The following is a 19,836-nucleotide window of genomic DNA, read 5'->3' as shown; positions in this document are numbered from 1 at the left end:
TGATAGTTACATGCGATCTTCTGCGTAGATCTCAGCGCTGATAATCGCGCCGCCCCACCGGCGCTCGCCAATGCAGAGCGGTACCGGGTTGCCCGACGCAGTAGTGTTCTTGGCGCTGCCGAAGGCGTAACCGGGGGTGTTCTCGGGCGCTGCGCTGGTCTTCAGGCCGCCGGCCTGGGGGCTGAGCATCTGGATAACACCGCCGGCAACGAGGCCGATACCAGCGCCGATGAGCGGGGTGCCGAAAGGTGTGGCGGAGAAGATAACCCCGACCACGATCAGAATCGCGCCGACAATCGTTTGAAGAACGCCACCACGCTTGCTGCCCACTACCACCGGCGCAATGCGAATATCCCCTGAGCCGTTGTAGGTCAGCTCCTTCTCCCCGATATTGCGTTTATCGCGAAACACCGCGAACTCAAGGCCGCGCGACCTGGCATTCGAAAGGAAACGTTCGAATCCAGGGATCTGCACGCATAGTGCTTTGATCGCCTCCGCCGGCGATTTCACCGCGAGCCTGAAGGTCTTTCCGAACTGTCGGAGCTGCCCGTGCAAGCGTATTGTCGTCATGGGTTGGTAGCTGATTGCTGATGACTGCATCACTATCTCCGGGCAATAAAAAACCGCCCGGAGGCGGCTTCAAGGTTTTCTTGACTCATTTGTAATCGACATAAGGCCCTATGTAGAACCCAGCCATGTCACCGCTGATACGATAGAGGCTTTCCTTGCCTGGCTGCACTGTTGCTGCGATGGTTCGAATTGCAGCGCCCGCGCACAAGCCAGAGTCAGCCAGGCCTGCGCCGAGGTTGGTCGACCCCGGCGGAAGGTAGAATGTGGCCCGCTGCCCAGTTCCGATCTTTGCTGCCCTTCGACCGTCGACATAAACAACGATGTCGCAGCCAGAACCGACCGCACCTGAGTCGCGCACCACGGTGATTTTTCCGCTCTCGCCGGCTGGCTTAGTCTGGAACGCATAGACCTCGTCCGACGGGACTGGCTTCGCATCCCGCACCGAGATCGCAGATGAGGCGCACCCCGCCAGCGCTGCCATCGCTACCGCCGCTATCAAAATTCGCATGATCACTCTTCACTCCAGCGGTTTCGAACCAAACAATCCTCTTTGTAGTAATCCCCAAATTTTCTTGCCGCAGCGGCCTTTGCATTCGGCGACGTCTCAATTGGATAGAAAGCTGAAGTGGTCATCAGGTTATTCCTTAACGCTTTTGCGCGCTCACTCGAATCTATCTTTTCGTCTTCAGACTCTATGGTCGCGGGAGGCAATTTTACCTGCCTGCCAAGCATGATTTTTTCAGCCCTTAGCGCGACCGCATCACAGCGACCAGTAGACGCAGGAGCACCATCTTCAGTACCTGACAAAGCAATTGGAGATAGCCCCATGCCAATCACCAATCCCGAGGCCGTAAAAATCCGCATGTCGTTCCCTCTTTTGGTTTGGCGGGACTGTAGCACTGCGAGACTCAAGGATGAATTCGGCATAATGAAAATTGGATTTAAGAGGTGCGTCACCCATGGCCTTTCGCTATCATTCGTGCCTTTTTACTCCATGGATGTAAAATAAACAATGAGTAGTTCCAACTGGGTCGCAATCGTGTCTGTAGTCGCCACATCCCTAGCAACCGGCTATTCCACTTACTCGAACAACAAATCCAATACCGACTTAGAAAACACAAAACAAGAGCACTTGCTTTCAGTGGAAAAGCTGAAGCAGGATAACTTGATAGCACTAGAGCATGTAAAATCAGAACAAGAAAAAGACCTCTTCTTACGAACCAGAACTCTCGAAGTGCGCACGCAGTACTGCAGCGAGGCAAAGACACTGTACAAAAACCTTGGAGACGCCGTTATCACATCGAAAGATAGAAATATTGAGGTGCAGAATGCAGCATCAAAATTAACATCAAAACTTAAAATCCAAGCATTCGCCTATCTGGACGATGCCATTTACGATAACTATATGAAGCAATCTAAAAATCTAGATGGCTCCGATGACAGCGCAATCGTGGCCGCCCTTGCAACACAGGTTAGGCGTTGTGCAGCTATGAAACCAAGCGACACGTGAAAATTTTTGGGCTCGCATTAGTTCTCTAGCTTGTTTTTTTGTGCCGGAGAATCAGGCGTGTTCGGTCATGCCATGGACCGCCGTAAACGATGATCTCGGACGGCCTGCCGTACAGGTGATGCAGCAGGAAAGGGCCTGGGCCGAACGCAACTGAATCCTCACCAGGCAGCGACGGATCAGTGCCAAGGTAAATGCCAGCGTGGTTCGGGTGAACTGTCCGGCCAACCTGCATAACGATCATGTCACCGCGCTGGGGACGGTCGACGCGTACAAACCCGGCAGCCTCGTAGTGCTGCTCGTATAGGCTGGCGTTCTCCGCACTCTCCCACCAGCCATCGGTGCGCTGGAAGGATTCAAACTCCTGCCCCCATTCCCGCTCATACCAATCTGCGCAAACCTGCCAGCAATCCCAGGCCCCATGCACAAACGGGCGCTTGAGCAGCGGCGTGCTGCCCGTGGGCGTGATCGTGCGCATGTCGCCCTCCGGCCAAGACAGGATGTGCCAGGGCAAGGCCGTGGCCTCGCACATGGCCAGGTCGTGCGGTGACGGCCGGCTGGTGGCGTCTGGGTGTGAATGAACAATGCCGATCACCTCGCCCAGGTCTTCCGCCGCAGCGTAGTCCTCGGGATCGAGGCGGAACTCTTCGTTCGGCTCAGTGGCGATGTTCCTGCACGGGAAATACTTCTGCTTTCGACCGATGGCCAGCAGCAGGCCGCAACACTCTTTCGGATACTGGGCCGATGCGTGCGCCTGGATCGAAGCGATGATGTGCTTGCGCATGGTCAGCTCCGGGCAATCAGGGAAACGGCGGGGAACCCGCCGAAGGACAGTTCGTTGTTCTCGCCGAACCGCAACTTGCAGGACGACAGACAGCCCTTGCACTGGTCAAGCGCCGGGTCATCCGTAGGGTTGTCCTCGTCGTCGAACATGGCCGCGCCGGTGTAGCCGCAGTCCGGCCCACGGTAGCCATTGGTCATGGCCCAGTGGCAGAAGGTAGTCATCTGCCGGCCGGGCAAACCGTGGTTATCGATCTCACCCGGTGAGGACAGCTCCCAGACCACCGCCTCGCCGTCCTCGCTGGTTTTCTGGTCGATGTACCAGATCTCCAACGCCTCCTGAGTCGGGTCAGCGGATGGATTACCGTCAGGGTAGTTCGCCGCGTCCAGGTACTGGGCCAGCGTATCACGGACCGTGAGCTTGAACTTGAGCATATCCTCGAAGGCCAGGCACAGCGCCGTCACGCGCCCGTTGACGTTGCCGGCGGCGAAAGTCGGCCGAGAGGCGGTGCCGTCACTACTCGAGGAAATTCCCTCGATCTGCACCGGCCAGGCTGCGTACTCCTCGCCTTGCCAGATAATCGACTTGGCGGGCAGGTCCTCTTCCGAGCCCTCATAGGCCAGCAATTCCTCTGGCGTGTGTGGGATGGTGTGACCGTGGAAGCGCAGGTAATCGGCGCCGTACTCCGTCCCGTCAATTTCAAACAGGCGAATCTCGCCGCCGGGCTCCAGTTTCTGGATGTCCGTGATCAGTGCCATGGGCGGTTATCTCAGGGGTGAAAGGTTTGCTGAAATGTGGCGGTGATCGCGTAGACCTGGCCGCCGCGGTGCACGGGCTTGTAGCCATTGCACTTGTATAGGCCAAGCTCGCCCAGGGGCGGTTCCCAGAGGAAACCCTTCGCCCCCTTGTGGCGGTCCAGGAAGTCCATGATGTCTTTGATGCGCCCCTTCAAGCCCGTAAAGGTCACGGGCCAGGATTGCGACCGGTTGTTGAGGCCGTCCTCTACCGACTGTTCGTATCCATCGCCGAACTGCTTAGAGCGAACGCGCTGGGCGATGTCGCCCTCCGCGCCTTTCTCCGTCGCCCAGGTGAATCGTTCGATAGCCATCATCGCCCCTTGATTGCGTTGTTGATGACGCCGCCCTGGCGCATGTCCCTCGATCGCAGTTCCTGGTATTTCTGCTCTACGAACGTCGCCAGCTCCTTGCCGAAGAGGTCATAGCCAGGTGCATCAGCCGAGGAGGTAGCGTTGCCGTCGCCATCGATATGCACCTCGACATTGATCTGCGTTCCGCCAGCCCCGCCGCCGCCCATGGCCATAACCCCAAGCTTGCCGCTCGATGTCCGGGTCAGCGGCATGATTGCTTCCTCACCAGCTTCACCCATGACGCCGGTCTTGCCATTGGCCATGCCGAACGCTGTGGGCTTGCTGACGATCGAGTTGGTGAATGCGCCGCCGTCTGCAAACATCTGCACGCCGCTGGACCAAGCCCCGCCCAGCGCTTGCGGAAAGTAGGTGCTGGAGTATCCCGCTTGAGAGGCGCCGAGATTCGACGACACCGCACCAGCGGAACCAGCCGCCAGACCATTACCGCCTCCTCCACCTCCGAAGTAACTCAAGCCAGCGCCGAATAGACTGCTAAGCAACGATGAGCTTGCCTGCCGCGTGGCAATGCGCGCCATGTCCGCAAGAATCGATTTGGCGAAGTCAGCAAACGACAGTTTTCCAGTCATGGCAAAGTTGACGACGGCATCCTCCATAGAGCTGAAGGCGTTACCGAACAAGGTTTTGGTTTGGCCGGCAATGTTCCTCGCAGAATCCAGATAGTTCGCCCAGGCAGAGGTTGCGCCATTGGTCCAGTCGCCCTGGGCGGCCTCCACATCCGCGTAGTTCTGCCGGATCTGGTCGGTAGCCGCCTTGTTCGCGTCCGCGAGCGCCTGCGATTTACGCTTGAACTCTTCCTCAGACATGTTCCGCGACGGATCAGACTTCTGATTGGCGAGTTCCAACGACTGCTGAGCAAACCGGTCTTGCTGGCTGTTCAGCTCGCCGCTGAGGGCGTTCTGACGATCGCCCTGCCCCACGCCGATAACTGCGCGCTGGCCTGCCAACTCCAAGGCCCGCTGTTGCTGCCCCAGCGCCTGCACGTAAGTGCTGATCGCCCGTTCCTGCTTGGCTAAGCGGCCGGTCTCGTTGGTCGCGAGAACCTCCAGCTGGCTATCGGCATCCTTCTGCGCCTTGACCATCCCTGCGCGCGCGTCGGCGATCTTCTGGTCCAGCTGGATGCTTTGCGCGGCCGACGTTGTCTTCTTGCCCTTGGCGGCTTCCAGCGCGGCGATCTCGGCCTTGTAGGCCTCTGTCGTTTGGTCGAGTTGGTTGCCGATCAGAGCTTGGCGCCGAAGCAGGTAGTCCTCCTCGGACAGTAAGCCTGCCTTCTGCGCCGCCTCCAATTCCTTCTGGTAGTTTTTGTAGGTGTCGGTGATCGCCGCCAGGTCGTTCTTGGCGTTGTTGAAGCTGGTCAGATCAACTTGGGTGCCGGGCGCTTTTGAATCCTTGAACTTGTCGTTGATATTCGCGATGTTTTTTTCTACCGCCGCCTGGGCTAGGCGCGGATCATTGGGCGCTACCTTGCGAATATCTTCGAGCTGTCGCCTGTACTCCTTGATCGCATCAGTGCGCTTCTGCTCATTCGTCCATGAGGACTTGGTGAGGGCGTCGACTTTTTCTCCGGAGACAATGGCTTTCTGCTGGGCTTTGGCCTCGTCGTCGAAGTACTTGATGCGAGCGTCATCCGCATCGCGCTGCAGCGTTAGGAAGTTGATCTGAGCTTGAATCTCAGCGCGAGCCTTCGGGCTCACCTCTCGAGCGTTCATCCGCGTACCACCAACGTCGAACGCATCAGAACCGGTGAGTTTGGTCTGCAGCTCCTTGATCTGGTCGTTGTAGCTCTTCTTCCGGCCTACATCGCTGATTCCATCCAGAGCACCGCTCGCAGCGCTCTTGATACCCAGCCAAGCTCTCTCCCAAAGGCTCAGGTTCTCGATCACCTGGCGAGACCTTTTCTGCACAGTGTCGGCGTAGGTGTCAGTCAGAAGCTTGGTAGCCCCGATCTCGTCGCCCTGGTTTTTGAGCGCGACAATCTGCGAGTAAACCGAAGCAGTAAGGAAGTGATACTGCTCGTTCAACGATTTGGCTGCTGCTACCGGGTCGTCAGCAATCTTGACGAATTCGGCGACAGTCGCCTCGATTGACTTACCGGTGGCCTTCTCCATGGACAAGGCCGCCTCGGCTATACCCACGAAACTGCCGCTAGCGAGCTTTCCGCTTGCCGCCAGGGTGGCCAATACATCAGCTGCAGCCCCTGTAGTGCCAACAACGGCTGACACCTGGCGCGACATGTCACTCAGCTGGGCCGAACTGGTCCCCGCAAAGTTGCCAGTCAGAATTAGCGCCTTGTTGAACGCATCCGTTTCTTTGTTGCCGCTGTAGTAGGCGTATGCCAGTCCACCGATAGCAGCAGCTACCAAGCCAATCGGCGCGACCATTGCCAGCAGCGAACTTGCCGACGCACCAGCGCCAGCACCAAGCTGAGCAACAGCACGCACGCCGCTCCCCCAGTCTCCCGAGGAAAGGGCATTACCCAACTGCACAACGTTTTCCTGCGCCTGCCGGGTGCCGAGCCGGAGCTTGTCGAAACCGGTGGTGGTCTTTTCGAGCTTGGCATAGTCCTTGTCGATCTTGCTCAAGGCAGTATTGTACTGATCCTGGCTGATGCGGCCGGCGTCCAGGTGCTTGCCCAGCTGCTCGACCTGCGTGTCCAGCTTCGCCAGCGCCGCGCGGGCCGGGTCAATAGCGCCCAGCAGGCTGTTCAGCGCCTTCTGCTCGTCCATCGCAGACTTGGCCAAGGCCACCTGCTGTTTGTCGAGCTGAGCGGAGATCTTCGCCGCCTCGGCCTCGCCATAGGCGCCGGTCTTGGTCAGCTTCGCCAGCGCGTCACGCTGCTTTGCCAGGTCCTGGGTGGTCTTTGCGCTGGTGGACAGCGACTTTTCCAGAGCCTGCATTTCGTTCATCAGCGAAACGGCGGACTGCTCGGCCCGACCCCCAGCCTTCGCCATTTCATCCAGGCTTGTTTTCGCCTGGATTGCATCGGCCGAGTCGATCTTGACGCCGAGCTCTGCAATGTTCATCGACTCACCTTGAATAATTGCCCGTGGTTACGGGCTGTTTTCCCTTTCCTCCGCCATGACGCGCAGGGCCTCGCCTTCCAGCACCTGCAGGTCAGGGAAGATTTCAGCGAGTTTCTTTTTCTTGATGCCGAGGAATCCGGCCACGTCGCGGATGCAGTTGTAGTCGAGGCCGATCGCGCCGCCGGCGCCTGCCCGCCACTGAGTCGACATCCTGTTGAACAGGTAGAACGCCGACCAGTTGCAGGGCCAGACCTCGGTCACCTCTTCAAGGTCGCCCGGGGAAAGCCCAAACAGACCGATCAGTTCAGCAGGTGCCGCCGGCGCGTAGAGTGCGCGGGCGGCGTCAGTCAGTTTCCCAGGCGGGCCTGATTGAACGCGTTCTGGTAAGCAATCACGACTGCCTCAGTAGCGCCATGGCAGGACGTCACCAACGCTCGAATGCTTTTGTCGTCGAACTTGTCATCGAAGCCCCAGCCGACCACCAGGTCCTTGATCTGCTGCGACTGCTGCTCAGTGTCAGCGGTAACGATCTCGGAAAGAGTCGGGCTTTCGCCCAAGGCGATCCGAGTTTCCTCGCGCTTGAGGTTCCACTCGTCAAACAGAGCGGCAAGCCCCGGGCGATCCCGATACTTGAAGGTGAACTCGATTTTCTCGGGCTCACCCCCAACGATAGGGATCGACACAAAGGCCTTGAACGTCGGGTTTTGGGCGATTCTGATCTTTGCCATGGGTTACGCCACCGCAGTCAGGTAACGGGTCGGCTCAGCCTGCAGCGCCAGGTTGACGGTGCGCGTCAACAGGTTGTTGCGAGAGACTGCCGGCTGCTTGGAGAACGACGTGTAGGTGCCGTACAACAGCATGTCGTTACCGGGTAGGTTCAGACGTGCCGCTTCGATCTGCTTGCCGGCGTCCGCCTTCAGCAGCACACCGTTGAACGCCTGGGCCGGGTCGTCAGCGATTGTCAGCACCATGCTTGCTGCCGATTTATCAGTGGGGATCTGTTTGCCCTGGTCATCCTCAAGGAACACCACATCCAAGTAGTTCTGCTCGCCGCCGGAGAAGGCAACGTCGGAGATCTGCGGGATCTGCACCCAGGTCAGAATCTTGCGCATCGTGCCCGCGCCGCCGCCGGCGGGAAAGATTTGGGTGTCGGTGGTGTCGATGCCTTCCAGTGTGATTGCCGTGGCGGTCGCGGCTTTCACACGCACCACTTTGCTATCCAGCTTGCTCCAGCCGGAGGCCAGCAGGACGATATCGCCGGCTGAAAGAGTGGCGCCGACTACGGTGGCAACGGCTTCGGTGGCGTTGGTGATGGAGGCGAAGGCCAGAGCGGCCGCGTAGGTTGCAGCGTGCTGGAAGGTGCCGCCGTTCGGGAGTTTGTAGCCCATGGGGATTTTCCTCTTTTCAGAAATGACAGAACCCGCTCAGTGGCGGGTTCTGGGTTTGCCCAATGGGCGTAATTAGTTGGTGTCAGCCCGGTAGGTGAACGATACCGACACGGTGTAAGCAGAATCGCCAGTGATACCCGGCCCCGGGTCAACTGGCGACATGGTGACCACGGTGACGGCGCCCTTCGTGTCTCGCGCGTAAAGCGGGAACAGGTCGGTCAGTTCGGCCGCAATGGGGTTCGTCTTGGTTTTACCGGTTGCCGCCGGCGCGACAATGCTGACCTGAAACACGCCGGTGTACAGTCGGTGATCGCCGCCGAGCGTGTTGCTCGCGGTGTCGCCCGGGATCGTGAAGGCCCTCAGGTAAGTTTCGCCCGCCGCCGGCGTGTAGGCCGTGTTCTCAAAAACGATCTTGAGCTTTTCTCCCCTGCCAGCGTTCCAGGTGATCAGCCTGGCCTCGTAAATCGAAGCGATGATTGCGTGAGTCATACCTGGTTGTTCCTGATGGCCTCCAGCACGATCTGCTGGAAGCGAGCCACGGTTACCCGGACCATTCCGTTTGGCGATTGCGAACTATGGCCAAACTCCAGCGGGATCGCGTAGGGCAAGTTGTTTACGATGTAGGCCATCTGGCCTGCGGTGAAGTCGCTCATTGCGGCGACCAGCGCGGCAGTGGTTTCGGCGCCGCTCGGGTCTACCTCGTCAAAGGTGACGTTCTCGACCACGCCGAGCGAGATGTGCCAGTTCGCACGGAACCGGCCGCCGACGTAGCCTTCAGGCGCCTTGATGTCCATGCCGTCGTTGAGCTTGCGGCCCTTCTTGAGCCTGCCGCCCTTCGTGAGGTTGGCCGGGTCGCTGCGCAGCGCACTGTTGTGATCGTCAACGGCCTTGTTGTACTGGGTCGCAACGGCGTTCTGCGCCCAGATCTCCGGATTGCCAACGGGGGACATCCGTATCAGGCTGCTGCCGACCTCGATGATGATTTCACGCACGCTGGCATCGATGGCTTCACCGGTCTGCGCGGCGAACTCGGCCAGGCTCAGGGCGAAGCTGCCGGACTGTCCGGCGCCTGCCCGGCTCACGACCGGACCTGCAGCTCGTACAGGATCGGCGTGCCGGCGGGGTTCACCTCTTTCAGCGGTGGGACGATTGACCAGGTGCGGCCCTGGGCCACGACTTTGTCGAGCAGGCCCGGCACCCAGACCAAGCCCTGCGCGGCGATTTTGAGCTTCTTGTCGCCCTGCCGGATAAGGCTGTTGTTTTGGAATTCTTGGCCGGTGAAGTCAAGCAGGATGCCTTGGGCGATTTGCTCGACGGTTGCGCCCGGCGCTTCCCCGCCCGTCTCCGGGTCGTACTCGCCCGTCTCCGTCTTGCTGATGTTCACTGCCTGGCCGAACTCTGTGATCATCTCCAGAGCCATCACGGCCATTTCGTCGTAGAAGGTGGCCATGGTGGTCTCCGTTGAAGCTATGCGCGGATTGCGAATAGCCCGCGCTTTTGAAGGTAGTCGGCAAACTGCGTAGCACTCGGCCGATCTGGAGCCGCCGGCAGCAGTCGGTTGCTGGTGGACGGGATCGCAGCGTACTGCCGCGTCACCGCCCCCTCAACACGATCCAGCAGCACCGCGCCTTTGCGCTTCTCCACCGGGTCGATGTCGTCCTGATGGATCTCGGCAGCCAAGGCCATCTGCCCGTACTGAATCCGCGCCGGCAGGTAGTTGTCAGGCTTTATTTGATAATCCAGCTCGACGCCCCGACGCGGCCAGGACAGGGCCTGATCACTGTTTGTCTTGCGCCCTTTCCAGACCATGCCATCCATCGCCAAGGCAGCCCGACGCAGCAGCGCTTCCTGTGCCGGCACTTCTGCCGGGATGACCACGCCGAACTTCACGGCGTACATGGCCAGGTCCTCGGCGCTCGCGTAGCTTTCGGCGTCGGGCTTGCCTGTGCCGTCCTCGATAATGAGTGTCATGCGTCAACTCGCTGGAATGGTTTGAAGCTTGGCCACCGGATGCCCGGCAGCCAAGTATTACTCCTTGGGCAGCTCAGCTACGAGCTTTTCCAGGGATTCTTTGGAGGCGTTGGCCCGATACGGCACCTTCGCGTCATCCAGCCTGGCCTTCAGCCCGGCGACTTCCTTCGCTTCGGCATCGGCCAGGCCCGATTTATCGAGCCGCTCGAGCAGGCTGTCCACCTGCTGCTGCAAAGCCTTTGCCTTTTCAGCTTCGCCGTCACGCTCAAGGATGAGGCTTTCCACCCCGGCGTTCACCGCCTCGAATACCTGGAACAGGCGATTGGCGACAGGACCAAGCTCGCCATCCGGGCGGGCCAGCTCTTGACCGGCGAATGACTCGACGATCAGGCCGACAGATTCGAGTTCGGCACGGAAGGCATCGATACTGACGTTGGAGTTGCCACCATCGATCAGCAGAATCGTCGGCACTTCTTTGACCGTCACGTCAGGCACGTCTTCGGCAGCATCTTCGCGGCTTTCGGTAACACTTGCGTCGACAATGCGCAGGCCATTCGCCTTGGCAAGCGCCTTCACGTCTTCCTGGTACTGGTGGAATGGACCAGGCAGATACCAGATGTTCTTGTCGCTCATGATCATGTCCTCGCCAAGCCGGGCACTGGGCCCGACTCAGCTTTCAGGGTTACTTGGAGGCGTCACCGATCAGAGCCACACCGGCGGTGTGCTTGATGCTGGTGGCGGTCTTGTCCCAGTTGGTACCGGTCGCCAGTTCGGCGTCGGTTGGCGACTTGCCGCCGGTGGTGGTGTCCCAGGTGTAACCCTTGAGGCCCAGGCCGAAGGTGTAGTCGGTTTGCAGCGTGGTTTCGATACGCTCTTTGCCGTTGGTGGTCTGGACGTTGCTGATGATGTCGCGGCCGTCATGGACCAGCGCAGCGCCTTGCACCAAGGACAGGATGATTTCCTTGTTCGGGGTGCCGGCCTGCATCAGCGCCGGGGCATCCGTCACAACGGAGATCTTGCCGAGGATGTCCACCACGCGGACGTTGCCCGCCTGGAACAGCTGCTGCTGGTTCGCCAGGTTCTGGCCGACCAACTTGTGATAGCTCGTGCCCTGCATCACCTGGGTGACCAGGTTCTGGCTTGCGTCGCCGAACTTCGCATGAGCGTTGTTCAGGCCGGCGTAGGTGATGCCAGCGGTAGCCGACACATCGTTGACCGCGGCGGCCTGAGCGGTGATTGCCGCAACCAGTGCAGCGATCGCGGTGTTCAGCTGGTCCTTCAGCAGGATTTCAGCAAACGCGCGGCTGGCAACTTCGATGCCTTGCGCGGTTGGGCGCTCCAGCCAGGTCATCTGCGACGGCTCGTAACGGATTGGACCGAAGCCACCAGCGACCTTCACCGAAGTGTTCTTAAGCTCGGTCAGATCAGTTGCAGCGACGGCAGCGTTCGCGCTGTAGCGATCCACGCGGCGCTGGGCAGCGGCCAGGGTCTGGAAGAACGACTCTTGGAGAAAGTCACCAGTGAAACCGTCCGGAGACAGCACGATTGCACCGCGGCTTGCGGCGTTGAAAGCGGCGAGATACTGATCCAGCGTCTCGAGAGTCGCCGGCATGATGTATTCGTTGAAAACCTGCATTTGCGACAGGGACATGAGTTATTTCCTTACGATTGTGGGAGATCCGGGAACCGGCTCGCGATCGCGGCCGTACGTTCCTCTTTGGTGCCGCCGATTTTTCCTTTTGCGGCCCCGCCGCCACCTCCAGCACCAGCAGCCCCGCCGCCAGATGCCTTGCTACCCGCGATCAACGGCGCGAAGGCCGTGTCGTTTGCGAATTCTGCTTTCAGCTCATCAAGCGTTGCCGCCGAGAGCTTGCCCTGCTGGTCGAGCACGACCACGACAGGCTTCCCGTCGCGCTGCTCGACGCTCAGGCGGCGTTCGATGTGCGGCAACAGGGCTTTGGCGCTGCCTGGGATTGCCAGGGCAGACGCGATGTCAGTAGCGGTACGGCCGACGGTCAGATCCCGGATCTGAGTGCTCAGCGTTCCACGCTCCTGTTCCAGCAAGCCGTTCAGCTCAGCTTCGCGGCGGTTGAATTTTTCAGACCAGGATTTTTCAAGCTCTTCGACGTTGCCGGACTTGCGAGCGGCCTCTTCACGCTCAGTACGGGCCAACTCTTCGGCCTCGCGCGCTTTCTTCTCGGCCAGCTTCTTCTCGCCGAGCAGTTCATCAACCTTGGCCTTCAGGCCGGATACATCTTCTTGCTGTGGCAGACCTTCAATGCCGAGCACGAACTTGCCGTCCTTCTCGGTGTAAAGAGCGCGCACGGTTTCGTCGACACCATCCAGGCTGTCCAGTTGAAATTTCAGCATTGGGTGTCTCCCAGAGACGTAGGTGCAGGCCCTGCCTGCGGGCATAAAAAAACCCGCTCAAGGCGGGTTTTATTGGTGATTAATTGTTACCAGGGCGCGTATTTATCGTTCGAATCTAGCTCATTTCCATTCGGCAATATGTAGCTATTACGCTTCAGCGTGCCGTCGGAATGTGTACCCTGAACAACACGCCCCCCTCTTAAATCCTCGACATGCGTCGGCGGCAGACCGTTATTTTTGTCGTTATCGCTGTTGTACACCGCGTTCAGATGATGAATCTCGCCGGTTTTAACATCGTTTGCCTTGAAAAGTAATCTCATTGCCCAGCTCCTTTGGAAGAAGCCGGACTTTACAATCCAGCCCTTTGAAACGCCAGAGGCTCAAGAGCCTTCATCTGCACAAGGGTCAGAGGCGCAAAGTTGCGATCAAGCTGCAGCTCTGAGAACCGCTCGATGCTCAGCCCGCCTTCACGGAACAGCTTGGCCCGAACCGGGCCGATAGCCTTGTCCTGAAACGCCGCTGGCTGCTGCTTGAGCCAGTCGTAGTAGCCGAGGTCTGCCCTCACCTGCTGCGCACCGCTATCGCCGATGGATGCCCGCGTGGCGTCCTTGGCGAACAGAGCGCTGAAGCGCGTCACCGCCACCACCGTGGAGCGGCAGTTGATGTGGATCGGCGGCCTCGGCCCCTCGGTCAGCTTGAATCGTTGCTTATCCAGCGTCCGGCACTGACTGGTGGTCTTCAAATCCAGGGTGCTGACCCACTCAACCGACTGCACGACATCGCTGTTTTCCTTCAGCGTCTCCATGCGCGCCTGTGTGGCGACGTGCTGCACCGCCGTCCGCACGATGGCCCCGGCGTTGCGGTTGGTGGTGGCCAGAATGCCGTCGTTGTACTGGAGCGCCTTGGTGCCGCGAATGTTCTTGATGATTTGGAAGTTGGTCTGGCCTTCGAAGAAGCCCTGCCTGATCGCGCCTGTGAGGCGTTGCCGCTCCGTGGCGGTGAAGCCATCAATGAACGATTTGAGCAGCTTCCCGCCGTCGGCACCGCGCACGCTGAGCGGATTGGTGAGGATCGCCGCCCTGATTGCCGCAGCACCTGGCACCGCAGCATCGAACGACACGCCCACCGGCGCCGCCCGGGTCAGGCTGGTCGCCTCAAACTCGGCCTCGTAATTGGCGATGTCCACCAGGTCGAGGTTCAGCTTTTCGCTGTACCGGTCGAAGATGCCCAGAAGGAGGCTGTCGACTTCGCTCAGCAGCCGTTCCAGGCGGGCGACGGTGTAATCCGTCAGGTCCGCCCGGGTCAGTCGCTCGCGGATCGAACGGTCGATCTCCTTGAGGAAAGGCGCGAACTTCGCAACCTCACCCGACTTCAGCTGCTCCAGGAACACGGCATGCCGGATCGTGGCGTCAAGGATTGCCTGATTTGCCGCCATTCGGAATTACCTCGTCGTCATCCAGGTCAGGGCCAGTGCTTTGTGCCTCCAGTTCGCCCCGGATTTCGTCGTCCGTCTTCTCCGGGTTGATCACGCCGCGATCACGCAGGTACTGCCAGAAGTCGCCTTCCGGCAGCTTGCCGCCCTGCACCGCATTGAACAGTGCCGCCAGGATCGTCGCGTCCAGAGTGATTTGACTGAAGTCCTGGTTGAGTTTGTAGATCGCTTCGCCCGGAGCGTTCACGAACTCGGCCATCCAGACCAGGCACTGGCTGTACGCCTCGCTGACGTTGCTCACCACCAAGGAGAGGACGCTGTGTTCGGCGGCGCTGTCGTTGTCGGCCTGGGTTGCGGTTTTCACTGCACTACCACGCTCGATCAGACGGGCGCCGAGGGACACCATGTCCTGCTTCTTGGCGTCCATGGCCTCTTTGGCGACGGTGTTGGGCTGCGCCTGCCATACGCCACATGCGCCATTCACAGGGAGCAGCCAAGGCGCCCTGGAGCCCAGGAAGATCCCTGCATTTTCGAGGTGGTCGCGCCATTGCTCATCAAGGCCAGACATCCATGGTTGGGGCTGGCCCACCAAGTAAGCTGCCTCTTCATAATCCGCGCTGTTGCGGTAATGACCGATGTTCACTTCGGCCATGTCGTACAGCGGCGAATCGTCGATGCTGGTGTCGTTGTTCTCGCTGCCCAGGAACTGGAACGGGATGATTCGCCACGGCTGACCTGAGCCGTTCAGCGGGGCGAAAGGCGCCACCGTCATCTCCGTCTTGCTGGAGCCCTCCTCCCATACTTCCTGGGTGTACACGCCGGACACATCCAGGCGCAGCACGCGGTATTGCACAACCTGCTCACTGCCGAACCCGTCGTCAGTATCGACGTCGATCTTTTCGCGCAGCACAACCAGGCTCAACAGATGCTGACCGCCAACCTGGCGCGTCTTCCAGTTGATAATTGATTCAGCCGGGTAGCTGGCGACGTTTGCGCGGGCGCGCCCGGCCTGCTCGTCTGCCTTGCTCACAGTGCCAGGCTCAACGGCGGCATAGTCCACCAGCAGCCCGTGACGACCAACTTCGAGCAAATGCCCGATGACCGACTGCGATTGCTGGTAGACGCTGACGCCTTGCCCGTCGATGTCCTTTGTAACGTAGTCGAGCGCGCCGGGCACAGTCAGCGTTGGCCAGGTGCGGAAGACGGCGCCTACCAAGCTGTGCTTCGTGCGCCCAGTGGCGTTGTAGAACACAGCACGCTTCTTGTATGCGTCGTACCGATCCTTGTTGTCCTGGGACTTGTCCGAGGCATTCGGCCTGGGCAGGTAGTAATCGCCAGCGGCCTTTACCGTTTCCGAGCCCTTGCAGACGTCGCGCACCAAGCGCCAGCGGTATTTCGCCGCCGTGTACTCGGGACGCGTGAAAGTGACGTCCGTCATCGAGCGACCCCCATTTTCATTGCGGTGACCGGTTTGATGATCGGGTACTCGCGGTGGATGAAGTAGCCGCCGGCGTCGTTCGCGTGATCGATACCGGCGGTTTTATCTGGCTCCCCGTTCGCTCCCCACACTTGCTGCTCCAGGCCATCGGCATAGGTTGGGCAGGTAAATGGGTTGATCAGGTAGCGGCGCTCACCCTGTGCATTGCAGAAGGCAGCGTTCATTGCATTGATTCGGTCCTTCACCGGCGGGTTTGCCGCCGGAGCGATGACCGCGAAGCCTGCCTGTTTCAGCATGGCCAGGTCAGTGATGCTGGCGTTCACGGACTTGCGCGAATCGCCCGAAGCATCCGGGTATATCCTGATCTCGCATGTCTTCTTGAAGTCATTGCCGTCGTGCCGCCAGTAGCGTTCTTTGATGCGGCGGATCATGTCGGGCGTGTCATAACCGTCGATCAGTTCATCCACGGCCCTGGGCAACCCCTGTTCGCGCTTGACGTGCGTGATCGCCGCCATCTTGCCGACGTTGAAGTCCATCCCGATGAACAGCGGCTCGCCAGGCTGCACGGTGTCGAAGCACCCGTTTAGCTTGCGGTCGTAGGCCGTGTAGATCGTGCCGGACGTCAGGTTGACGAACTGCCCACGGAGATAGGCTTGAATCAATTGCGGCGGATACGACTCCATCAGCGATGCGATGTAGTCATCCGGCAGATTCAGCTCGTTGTCGAACGTGCTGGCCTGCACCAGGCCATACATGTCGTTCAGCGCCGGCTTGTCACGCAACTGTTTGACGAACTGCTGGTATACGAACTTGAAGCCTTCCGGCGTCGTGGTGACGTCCACCCCGTTCTTCAGCCCGGGCAAGTTGTAACGCATCCGTGCAATGATCTTGCGCCAGGCCTGCTGAGCCTTCAGCAAGCTCATCACGTCCAGCTCATCGACCAGGGCCTGACCGATCTTGAAGCCCACGATGGTCTGCGGCTTCTCCATCGAGCGGCAAATCACAGTGCCGCGATACTGCCGGCCGCTGTAGATGTGAACTTCGTGGTTCGCCTGGTTGATCTTGGTCTTCAGCCCCCAGTCGTAGGCCACCTCATCCATAGTCGGATAGAAGATGTCCCGGATCTGCGGGTAAGTCGGTGCGAAGTAGCCAGCGTTAACGCCGGGCCACTCCATGAAGTGCTTGCTCAGCGCCGAGCATCCCACCCAGGTCTTGCCTGAGCCGAACCCTGCGACGAACGCGCGGAATTTGTGGGGAAGCGTGAGGAACTGAGCCTGCGGAACGTTAAGGCTCGGCATTCGGCTTCCTCGCATCCACCACGTCGACCTGGATGCGGGTCGGGATTACCGGTTCGTCGCCCGCCTCTTCCTTCCGCGCCCGGTTGACGTAGATGTCGCCGGTTTCTTTCGCGGCCTGCTCGAGAATTTGCAAGGCCAAACCGATGTTCTTCATCGTCTCGGCCTTTTCAACAAACCGGTTCATGGCCCGGAGGCGGAAGGCACGGTTTGCGATCGGGATCTCTGCCGTCTCTTCGCGGAATCGCTTCCTGGTGTCTTCGAACATCGTCACCCAGCGCTTTGCCAGGCCTTTACCCGATGTCTTCGTCGGGTCGTGTGTTTCCACCTGCTGGCGGGTTACAACGACCCCGTATTCTTTCTGGACAGCTTCAACAACCTGTGAGGGCGTGTCGAAGCACGCCAGGGCCTGAACGATAAAGGCCTTCACGTCGCTTTGAAGGGCTGCCATAGATTCTCATCCGTCCAGAGCCTGTCCAGAATCAGGCCGACTTGAGCAGACAGGTTCCGCAGGCCCTCGCAATGTTCAATTTCCCCACCTCGGCAGGACTGTTTGCAGCATCCACCAACGCTTGAACGTCAGGGCTTGCACCGTAGCGGCGAACCACACCGACGAACTCTTCTACGTCGTGTCCGCGCATCTCAAGCTTGGGCAAGCCTTCCTGGGTGAACTTGGGTGCGCCGTACTGATCCTTCGCCTGGGCGATGTGATACAGCTCGTGCTCGACCAGTGCGCAGAACTCGGCGTCAGAACACTGGGCGCAGTAGTCAGCAGCCAAGGTGATGATGAAGGTCGGCACGTCGCCGAACCAATCACGCATCTGCTGCTCCATCCGGGCTTTCTGCCACCCGCCAGCACGGAACGCTACCTGTTCGGCCTGGCCCAGTACCGTGCGCCCCTGCTTGGCGAAGCTCGATGACGCCCACATGATCCGGATGTCTGCATCCAGTAGATGGGCATGGTCTTCGTTGTGAATGCTGCCGGTGTCGGCAAGGATCTCGGCTTGTAGCCACTCCCATACTTCAGGTGCTGGTGTCAGACGGATGCCGAAGTCGCTCAGGTCGGGCAATTCAAGCAGTGACGATGGAGGATATGGCCTGTCCATGGTTCACCTTGGGCTTGAAATAGTGGCGCGTTGCCGGTATTGGTAAGGATCGACTCAACGGAAGGAAAGCAGCATGTCTGAAGCTTTGAAAGCAATAGCAACAACCGGGAACCTTTCTTACAACCGACTCGCGCCGGATAGTCAGCGCGGTGTTGCAGGCGCGATTGCGCTTGAGTTGATCTTAGGCGCCGTTTCTTCCGGAAAACCGCACGATCTTGAAACCGAACTTGGCCGGCTTTCATTGTACGTTGATCAGATTCAAGAAGCCCTGAAAGCCAAGTGATCCATCCGTGCCGCACTCACCTGCGGCACATCTAAATTAGATAGGTTGCAAAAACCTTCGTTGCCACATAGCAAGTAAACGACATGAATAGAGTGGTGTTGCGCGCCTTATAAAAACTCAATGTTCGGCGCGATCTCCTATTAAGCGCTGCTTGGTACCGGTTAAAACGATCTTCGGTTTTGACCTTACCGGTCTCCAAATCCGCCAGGTACTGAGAGTTGAATTTCACCATCTCAATTACGGCTTCGATTCGCTTAAACCCAAAAAAGGCTGCTGCTGCCATAACGACCAGAGTCCACAGGTACATGGTTTCGATGTTGTGCCCCAGGGGCGCAAAAGGAATCGTCTGAGCCAGATAAGCGCATGCGGCTAAAGTGGCACCTAAGACAAAACGGTCAAACCCCATCGACTCTGTGCTTGCCGACTGATGGAGCAGCACACTACGTGTATCCACGCTCATTTTCATTCCCTGGCATAGTAATGAGCTGATGATAGCGCGCTTACAGATTTATGTAGCACTGCCTCCACTAACCATCTGGTGAGTTTGTGCATGGGCGTGACCGTGGAGTAACCCTACGATCAGTCCTTGGGGCAAACCTGCTTGCTTGGCGGCGTCCACGGCATCGGCAATGGCCTTGTCGAGAGCGCTCACTGCCTTGTTGATGTCCGGGCTCATCGGTAGCGCGTGGCGCAGTCGGGTGACGTTGCTCATCTGCAAAACCTCGCGCCACGATTTGGCGCACTCGAAAACGTGGCGCGGATTACTTACCCCGGCGCTCTATGCCACCTGGCGCCTTGTCGCAGTGCAGGCAGTGCTCGCAGTTCAGCGTCCGGCACAGCCAGACCTTCACCCGCTGCCAGTAAGTGACCATGAAGATGTGCCGGGCACCAGCCAGGGCCAGCGCGACATGCAGAGTCAGACCGGCAGTGGTCGGGCCGAAGAAGATGTTTTGACTGCGCGCCATTACGACGAAGCCGCTGATGGCGATGGTCGAGTAAATCAGCTTCCCGAGGATGCCGTCCCTCACCTTCCCGCTCAGTACGCACCAGGCTGCCCACAGCGCGATAAGGCCGCAGGCGATGGAGTTGATCAGTTCAAGATTCATGGTGGATTGCCTCCCCCGAACCGCTGGCGAATGAGCGCCCAGAGATCAGCGGATTTGATGGCTCGATTGATGGCCGCCAGGAGCGAGCCGCCGAATGCACCTAGAAGGAAACCGATGCCGGCGACAATCTTCGGCTCGGTCACGCCCAGGTAGGTGCTGACCATGCTCGTAAGGTAGATCGAGCAGGCCATGCCAGTGATGAGGAAGATCATCCAGGCACGCCAGTCGTTCAAGTCGTCCTTGTGCCACCAGCTGGCGATCACAGCTCCAACGAGACCAGCAATCAGCAATTCGAACCTGTCGATCTTGTCGAGCAGGCGCTGTAGATACTCCATGCGCTCGACTCCGTGGGGCATGTTTGAAATAGGTCAGCCCCGGCGGCACTCCCTGCTCAGAGCGAA

General features: G+C 59.3%; 29 protein-coding genes. 2 read left to right on the top strand and 27 right to left on the bottom strand.

Annotated features, from left to right (window positions below; genetic code table 11):
- Positions 1–6: 6 nt before the first annotated feature.
- The 3 genes from ACVWVP_RS14980 to ACVWVP_RS14970 are packed head-to-tail and all read right to left on the bottom strand — an operon-like array spanning position 7 to position 1,434.
- Positions 7–600 carry a tail assembly protein gene (locus tag ACVWVP_RS14980; protein ID WP_457406847.1) on the bottom strand — a complete coding sequence of 198 codons (594 nt, stop codon included), beginning with the start codon at positions 598–600 and terminating at the stop codon, positions 7–9.
- 55 nt (positions 601–655) lie between these two features.
- A complete protein-coding gene (locus tag ACVWVP_RS14975; RefSeq protein WP_457406933.1) occupies positions 656–1,078 on the bottom strand; it encodes a hypothetical protein in 423 nt (140 codons plus the stop codon).
- A gap of 2 nt (positions 1,079–1,080) precedes the next feature.
- The gene (locus ACVWVP_RS14970; protein ID WP_457406844.1) at positions 1,081–1,434 is read right to left on the bottom strand and encodes a hypothetical protein; all 354 of its coding nucleotides are present in this window, start codon (positions 1,432–1,434) and stop codon (positions 1,081–1,083) included.
- A gap of 148 nt (positions 1,435–1,582) precedes the next feature.
- On the opposite strand from ACVWVP_RS14970, the gene ACVWVP_RS14965 reads away from it, so the two are divergent.
- On the top strand, positions 1,583–2,080 hold the full coding sequence (locus ACVWVP_RS14965) for a hypothetical protein (RefSeq protein ID WP_457406843.1): 498 nt from the start codon (positions 1,583–1,585) through the stop codon (positions 2,078–2,080).
- Between the two features lie 25 nt (positions 2,081–2,105).
- Here ACVWVP_RS14965 and ACVWVP_RS14960 read toward each other — a convergent pair whose 3' ends face one another.
- The 20 genes from ACVWVP_RS14960 to ACVWVP_RS14865 all read right to left on the bottom strand — a co-directional run bounded on the left by ACVWVP_RS14960 (position 2,106) and on the right by ACVWVP_RS14865 (position 18,046).
- Positions 2,106–2,861 carry a C40 family peptidase gene (locus tag ACVWVP_RS14960; protein WP_457406840.1) on the bottom strand — a complete coding sequence of 252 codons (756 nt, stop codon included), beginning with the start codon at positions 2,859–2,861 and terminating at the stop codon, positions 2,106–2,108.
- A gap of 2 nt (positions 2,862–2,863) precedes the next feature.
- Positions 2,864–3,616: a phage minor tail protein L gene (locus ACVWVP_RS14955; RefSeq protein ID WP_457406838.1), complete on the bottom strand. Its 753-nt coding sequence runs from the start codon at positions 3,614–3,616 to the stop codon at positions 2,864–2,866.
- 11 nt (positions 3,617–3,627) lie between these two features.
- Positions 3,628–3,966: a phage tail protein gene (locus ACVWVP_RS14950; protein ID WP_099491173.1), complete on the bottom strand. Its 339-nt coding sequence runs from the start codon at positions 3,964–3,966 to the stop codon at positions 3,628–3,630.
- Positions 3,966–7,046 carry a phage tail tape measure protein gene (locus ACVWVP_RS14945; RefSeq protein WP_457406836.1) on the bottom strand — a complete coding sequence of 1,027 codons (3,081 nt, stop codon included), beginning with the start codon at positions 7,044–7,046 and terminating at the stop codon, positions 3,966–3,968. Before ACVWVP_RS14945 ends, ACVWVP_RS14950 begins: the two co-directional genes overlap by 1 nt.
- Positions 7,047–7,073: 27 nt before the next feature.
- Positions 7,074–7,346, bottom strand: coding sequence for a DUF1799 domain-containing protein (locus ACVWVP_RS14940; RefSeq protein ID WP_457406930.1), 273 nt, complete (start codon positions 7,344–7,346; stop codon positions 7,074–7,076).
- A gap of 47 nt (positions 7,347–7,393) precedes the next feature.
- Positions 7,394–7,774, bottom strand: coding sequence for a phage tail assembly chaperone (locus tag ACVWVP_RS14935; protein WP_457406833.1), 381 nt, complete (start codon positions 7,772–7,774; stop codon positions 7,394–7,396).
- A 3-nt stretch (positions 7,775–7,777) separates the two neighbouring features.
- Positions 7,778–8,434 (bottom strand): phage tail protein, encoded by a 657-nt coding sequence (locus ACVWVP_RS14930; RefSeq protein ID WP_457406832.1) that lies wholly within the window; start codon positions 8,432–8,434, stop codon positions 7,778–7,780.
- A gap of 72 nt (positions 8,435–8,506) precedes the next feature.
- On the bottom strand, positions 8,507–8,923 hold the full coding sequence (locus ACVWVP_RS14925) for a phage tail terminator-like protein (RefSeq protein ID WP_457406830.1): 417 nt from the start codon (positions 8,921–8,923) through the stop codon (positions 8,507–8,509).
- Entirely contained in the window at positions 8,920–9,516 is a 597-nt protein-coding gene (locus ACVWVP_RS14920) for a hypothetical protein (protein WP_457406828.1), read from the bottom strand. Before ACVWVP_RS14920 ends, ACVWVP_RS14925 begins: the two co-directional genes overlap by 4 nt.
- On the bottom strand, positions 9,513–9,884 hold the full coding sequence (locus ACVWVP_RS14915; protein WP_457406826.1) for a hypothetical protein: 372 nt from the start codon (positions 9,882–9,884) through the stop codon (positions 9,513–9,515). The genes ACVWVP_RS14920 and ACVWVP_RS14915 overlap by 4 nt, the downstream gene beginning before the upstream one ends.
- Positions 9,885–9,901: 17 nt before the next feature.
- Positions 9,902–10,405 carry a DnaT-like ssDNA-binding protein gene (locus ACVWVP_RS14910; RefSeq protein ID WP_457406824.1) on the bottom strand — a complete coding sequence of 168 codons (504 nt, stop codon included), beginning with the start codon at positions 10,403–10,405 and terminating at the stop codon, positions 9,902–9,904.
- 57 nt (positions 10,406–10,462) lie between these two features.
- Positions 10,463–11,038 (bottom strand): hypothetical protein, encoded by a 576-nt coding sequence (locus ACVWVP_RS14905; protein WP_457406821.1) that lies wholly within the window; start codon positions 11,036–11,038, stop codon positions 10,463–10,465.
- A gap of 49 nt (positions 11,039–11,087) precedes the next feature.
- Positions 11,088–12,056: a major capsid protein gene (locus ACVWVP_RS14900; RefSeq protein WP_008431834.1), complete on the bottom strand. Its 969-nt coding sequence runs from the start codon at positions 12,054–12,056 to the stop codon at positions 11,088–11,090.
- An 11-nt stretch (positions 12,057–12,067) separates the two neighbouring features.
- The gene (locus ACVWVP_RS14895) at positions 12,068–12,775 is read right to left on the bottom strand and encodes a hypothetical protein (RefSeq protein ID WP_457406819.1); all 708 of its coding nucleotides are present in this window, start codon (positions 12,773–12,775) and stop codon (positions 12,068–12,070) included.
- 86 nt (positions 12,776–12,861) lie between these two features.
- Positions 12,862–13,095, bottom strand: a complete 234-nt coding sequence (locus ACVWVP_RS14890) for a hypothetical protein (protein WP_457406817.1) — start codon at positions 13,093–13,095, stop codon at positions 12,862–12,864.
- 29 nt (positions 13,096–13,124) lie between these two features.
- The gene (locus tag ACVWVP_RS14885) at positions 13,125–14,210 is read right to left on the bottom strand and encodes a minor capsid protein (protein ID WP_457406815.1); all 1,086 of its coding nucleotides are present in this window, start codon (positions 14,208–14,210) and stop codon (positions 13,125–13,127) included.
- Positions 14,185–15,645, bottom strand: coding sequence for a DUF4055 domain-containing protein (locus ACVWVP_RS14880; RefSeq protein ID WP_457406813.1), 1,461 nt, complete (start codon positions 15,643–15,645; stop codon positions 14,185–14,187). The genes ACVWVP_RS14885 and ACVWVP_RS14880 overlap by 26 nt, the downstream gene beginning before the upstream one ends.
- Complete coding sequence (locus tag ACVWVP_RS14875; RefSeq protein ID WP_457406811.1) at positions 15,642–16,943, bottom strand: terminase large subunit domain-containing protein; 1,302 nt, start codon at positions 16,941–16,943, stop codon at positions 15,642–15,644. The genes ACVWVP_RS14880 and ACVWVP_RS14875 overlap by 4 nt, the downstream gene beginning before the upstream one ends.
- Complete coding sequence (locus ACVWVP_RS14870; RefSeq protein WP_457406809.1) at positions 16,930–17,391, bottom strand: DUF2280 domain-containing protein; 462 nt, start codon at positions 17,389–17,391, stop codon at positions 16,930–16,932. The genes ACVWVP_RS14875 and ACVWVP_RS14870 overlap by 14 nt, the downstream gene beginning before the upstream one ends.
- Before the next feature lie 31 nt (positions 17,392–17,422).
- On the bottom strand, positions 17,423–18,046 hold the full coding sequence (locus ACVWVP_RS14865) for a putative metallopeptidase (RefSeq protein ID WP_457406807.1): 624 nt from the start codon (positions 18,044–18,046) through the stop codon (positions 17,423–17,425).
- A gap of 73 nt (positions 18,047–18,119) precedes the next feature.
- Here ACVWVP_RS14865 and ACVWVP_RS14860 point away from each other — a divergent pair, with 73 nt between their 5' ends.
- Positions 18,120–18,329, top strand: coding sequence for a hypothetical protein (locus ACVWVP_RS14860; protein WP_057014259.1), 210 nt, complete (start codon positions 18,120–18,122; stop codon positions 18,327–18,329).
- Between the two features lie 31 nt (positions 18,330–18,360).
- Here ACVWVP_RS14860 and ACVWVP_RS14855 read toward each other — a convergent pair whose 3' ends face one another.
- From ACVWVP_RS14855 to ACVWVP_RS14840, 4 genes are read right to left on the bottom strand one after another with little or no spacing between them, the layout of a single operon-like run.
- Positions 18,361–18,789, bottom strand: a complete 429-nt coding sequence (locus tag ACVWVP_RS14855) for a hypothetical protein (RefSeq protein WP_457406805.1) — start codon at positions 18,787–18,789, stop codon at positions 18,361–18,363.
- Between the two features lie 48 nt (positions 18,790–18,837).
- Entirely contained in the window at positions 18,838–19,041 is a 204-nt protein-coding gene (locus tag ACVWVP_RS14850) for a hypothetical protein (protein WP_457406802.1), read from the bottom strand.
- 49 nt (positions 19,042–19,090) lie between these two features.
- The gene (locus tag ACVWVP_RS14845; protein ID WP_178905153.1) at positions 19,091–19,435 is read right to left on the bottom strand and encodes a hypothetical protein; all 345 of its coding nucleotides are present in this window, start codon (positions 19,433–19,435) and stop codon (positions 19,091–19,093) included.
- Positions 19,432–19,770 (bottom strand): hypothetical protein, encoded by a 339-nt coding sequence (locus ACVWVP_RS14840; protein WP_003218335.1) that lies wholly within the window; start codon positions 19,768–19,770, stop codon positions 19,432–19,434. Before ACVWVP_RS14840 ends, ACVWVP_RS14845 begins: the two co-directional genes overlap by 4 nt.
- Positions 19,771–19,836 lie beyond the last annotated feature (66 nt).

The organism is Pseudomonas sp. TE24901 (genome assembly GCF_054058375.1).
The sequence above is the reverse complement of the archived record's forward strand: the minus strand, read 5'-3'. Positions and strand labels throughout refer to the sequence as shown.

What these genes read in the sequence shown, in the direction of transcription:
- ACVWVP_RS14865 (WP_457406807.1), bottom strand. Translation starts at nt 18,046, where the DNA reads ATGGACAGGCCATATCCTCCATCGTCACTGCTTGAATTGCCCGACCTG.
- ACVWVP_RS14945 (WP_457406836.1), bottom strand. Translation starts at nt 7,046, where the DNA reads ATGAACATTGCAGAGCTCGGCGTCAAGATCGACTCGGCCGATGCAATC.
- ACVWVP_RS14840 (WP_003218335.1), bottom strand. Translation starts at nt 19,770, where the DNA reads ATGGAGTATCTACAGCGCCTGCTCGACAAGATCGACAGGTTCGAATTG.
- ACVWVP_RS14885 (WP_457406815.1), bottom strand. Translation starts at nt 14,210, where the DNA reads ATGGCGGCAAATCAGGCAATCCTTGACGCCACGATCCGGCATGCCGTG.
- ACVWVP_RS14910 (WP_457406824.1), bottom strand. Translation starts at nt 10,405, where the DNA reads ATGACACTCATTATCGAGGACGGCACAGGCAAGCCCGACGCCGAAAGC.
- ACVWVP_RS14950 (WP_099491173.1), bottom strand. Translation starts at nt 3,966, where the DNA reads ATGGCTATCGAACGATTCACCTGGGCGACGGAGAAAGGCGCGGAGGGC.
- ACVWVP_RS14850 (WP_457406802.1), bottom strand. Translation starts at nt 19,041, where the DNA reads ATGAGCAACGTCACCCGACTGCGCCACGCGCTACCGATGAGCCCGGAC.
- ACVWVP_RS14890 (WP_457406817.1), bottom strand. Translation starts at nt 13,095, where the DNA reads ATGAGATTACTTTTCAAGGCAAACGATGTTAAAACCGGCGAGATTCAT.
- ACVWVP_RS14845 (WP_178905153.1), bottom strand. Translation starts at nt 19,435, where the DNA reads ATGAATCTTGAACTGATCAACTCCATCGCCTGCGGCCTTATCGCGCTG.
- ACVWVP_RS14935 (WP_457406833.1), bottom strand. Translation starts at nt 7,774, where the DNA reads ATGGCAAAGATCAGAATCGCCCAAAACCCGACGTTCAAGGCCTTTGTG.
- ACVWVP_RS14965 (WP_457406843.1), top strand. Translation starts at nt 1,583, where the DNA reads ATGAGTAGTTCCAACTGGGTCGCAATCGTGTCTGTAGTCGCCACATCC.
- ACVWVP_RS14925 (WP_457406830.1), bottom strand. Translation starts at nt 8,923, where the DNA reads ATGACTCACGCAATCATCGCTTCGATTTACGAGGCCAGGCTGATCACC.
- ACVWVP_RS14980 (WP_457406847.1), bottom strand. Translation starts at nt 600, where the DNA reads ATGCAGTCATCAGCAATCAGCTACCAACCCATGACGACAATACGCTTG.
- ACVWVP_RS14880 (WP_457406813.1), bottom strand. Translation starts at nt 15,645, where the DNA reads ATGACGGACGTCACTTTCACGCGTCCCGAGTACACGGCGGCGAAATAC.
- ACVWVP_RS14895 (WP_457406819.1), bottom strand. Translation starts at nt 12,775, where the DNA reads ATGCTGAAATTTCAACTGGACAGCCTGGATGGTGTCGACGAAACCGTG.
- ACVWVP_RS14955 (WP_457406838.1), bottom strand. Translation starts at nt 3,616, where the DNA reads ATGGCACTGATCACGGACATCCAGAAACTGGAGCCCGGCGGCGAGATT.
- ACVWVP_RS14930 (WP_457406832.1), bottom strand. Translation starts at nt 8,434, where the DNA reads ATGGGCTACAAACTCCCGAACGGCGGCACCTTCCAGCACGCTGCAACC.
- ACVWVP_RS14860 (WP_057014259.1), top strand. Translation starts at nt 18,120, where the DNA reads ATGTCTGAAGCTTTGAAAGCAATAGCAACAACCGGGAACCTTTCTTAC.
- ACVWVP_RS14915 (WP_457406826.1), bottom strand. Translation starts at nt 9,884, where the DNA reads ATGGCCACCTTCTACGACGAAATGGCCGTGATGGCTCTGGAGATGATC.
- ACVWVP_RS14975 (WP_457406933.1), bottom strand. Translation starts at nt 1,078, where the DNA reads ATGCGAATTTTGATAGCGGCGGTAGCGATGGCAGCGCTGGCGGGGTGC.
- ACVWVP_RS14900 (WP_008431834.1), bottom strand. Translation starts at nt 12,056, where the DNA reads ATGTCCCTGTCGCAAATGCAGGTTTTCAACGAATACATCATGCCGGCG.
- ACVWVP_RS14875 (WP_457406811.1), bottom strand. Translation starts at nt 16,943, where the DNA reads ATGCCGAGCCTTAACGTTCCGCAGGCTCAGTTCCTCACGCTTCCCCAC.
- ACVWVP_RS14855 (WP_457406805.1), bottom strand. Translation starts at nt 18,789, where the DNA reads ATGAGCGTGGATACACGTAGTGTGCTGCTCCATCAGTCGGCAAGCACA.
- ACVWVP_RS14870 (WP_457406809.1), bottom strand. Translation starts at nt 17,391, where the DNA reads ATGGCAGCCCTTCAAAGCGACGTGAAGGCCTTTATCGTTCAGGCCCTG.
- ACVWVP_RS14905 (WP_457406821.1), bottom strand. Translation starts at nt 11,038, where the DNA reads ATGAGCGACAAGAACATCTGGTATCTGCCTGGTCCATTCCACCAGTAC.
- ACVWVP_RS14960 (WP_457406840.1), bottom strand. Translation starts at nt 2,861, where the DNA reads ATGCGCAAGCACATCATCGCTTCGATCCAGGCGCACGCATCGGCCCAG.
- ACVWVP_RS14970 (WP_457406844.1), bottom strand. Translation starts at nt 1,434, where the DNA reads ATGCGGATTTTTACGGCCTCGGGATTGGTGATTGGCATGGGGCTATCT.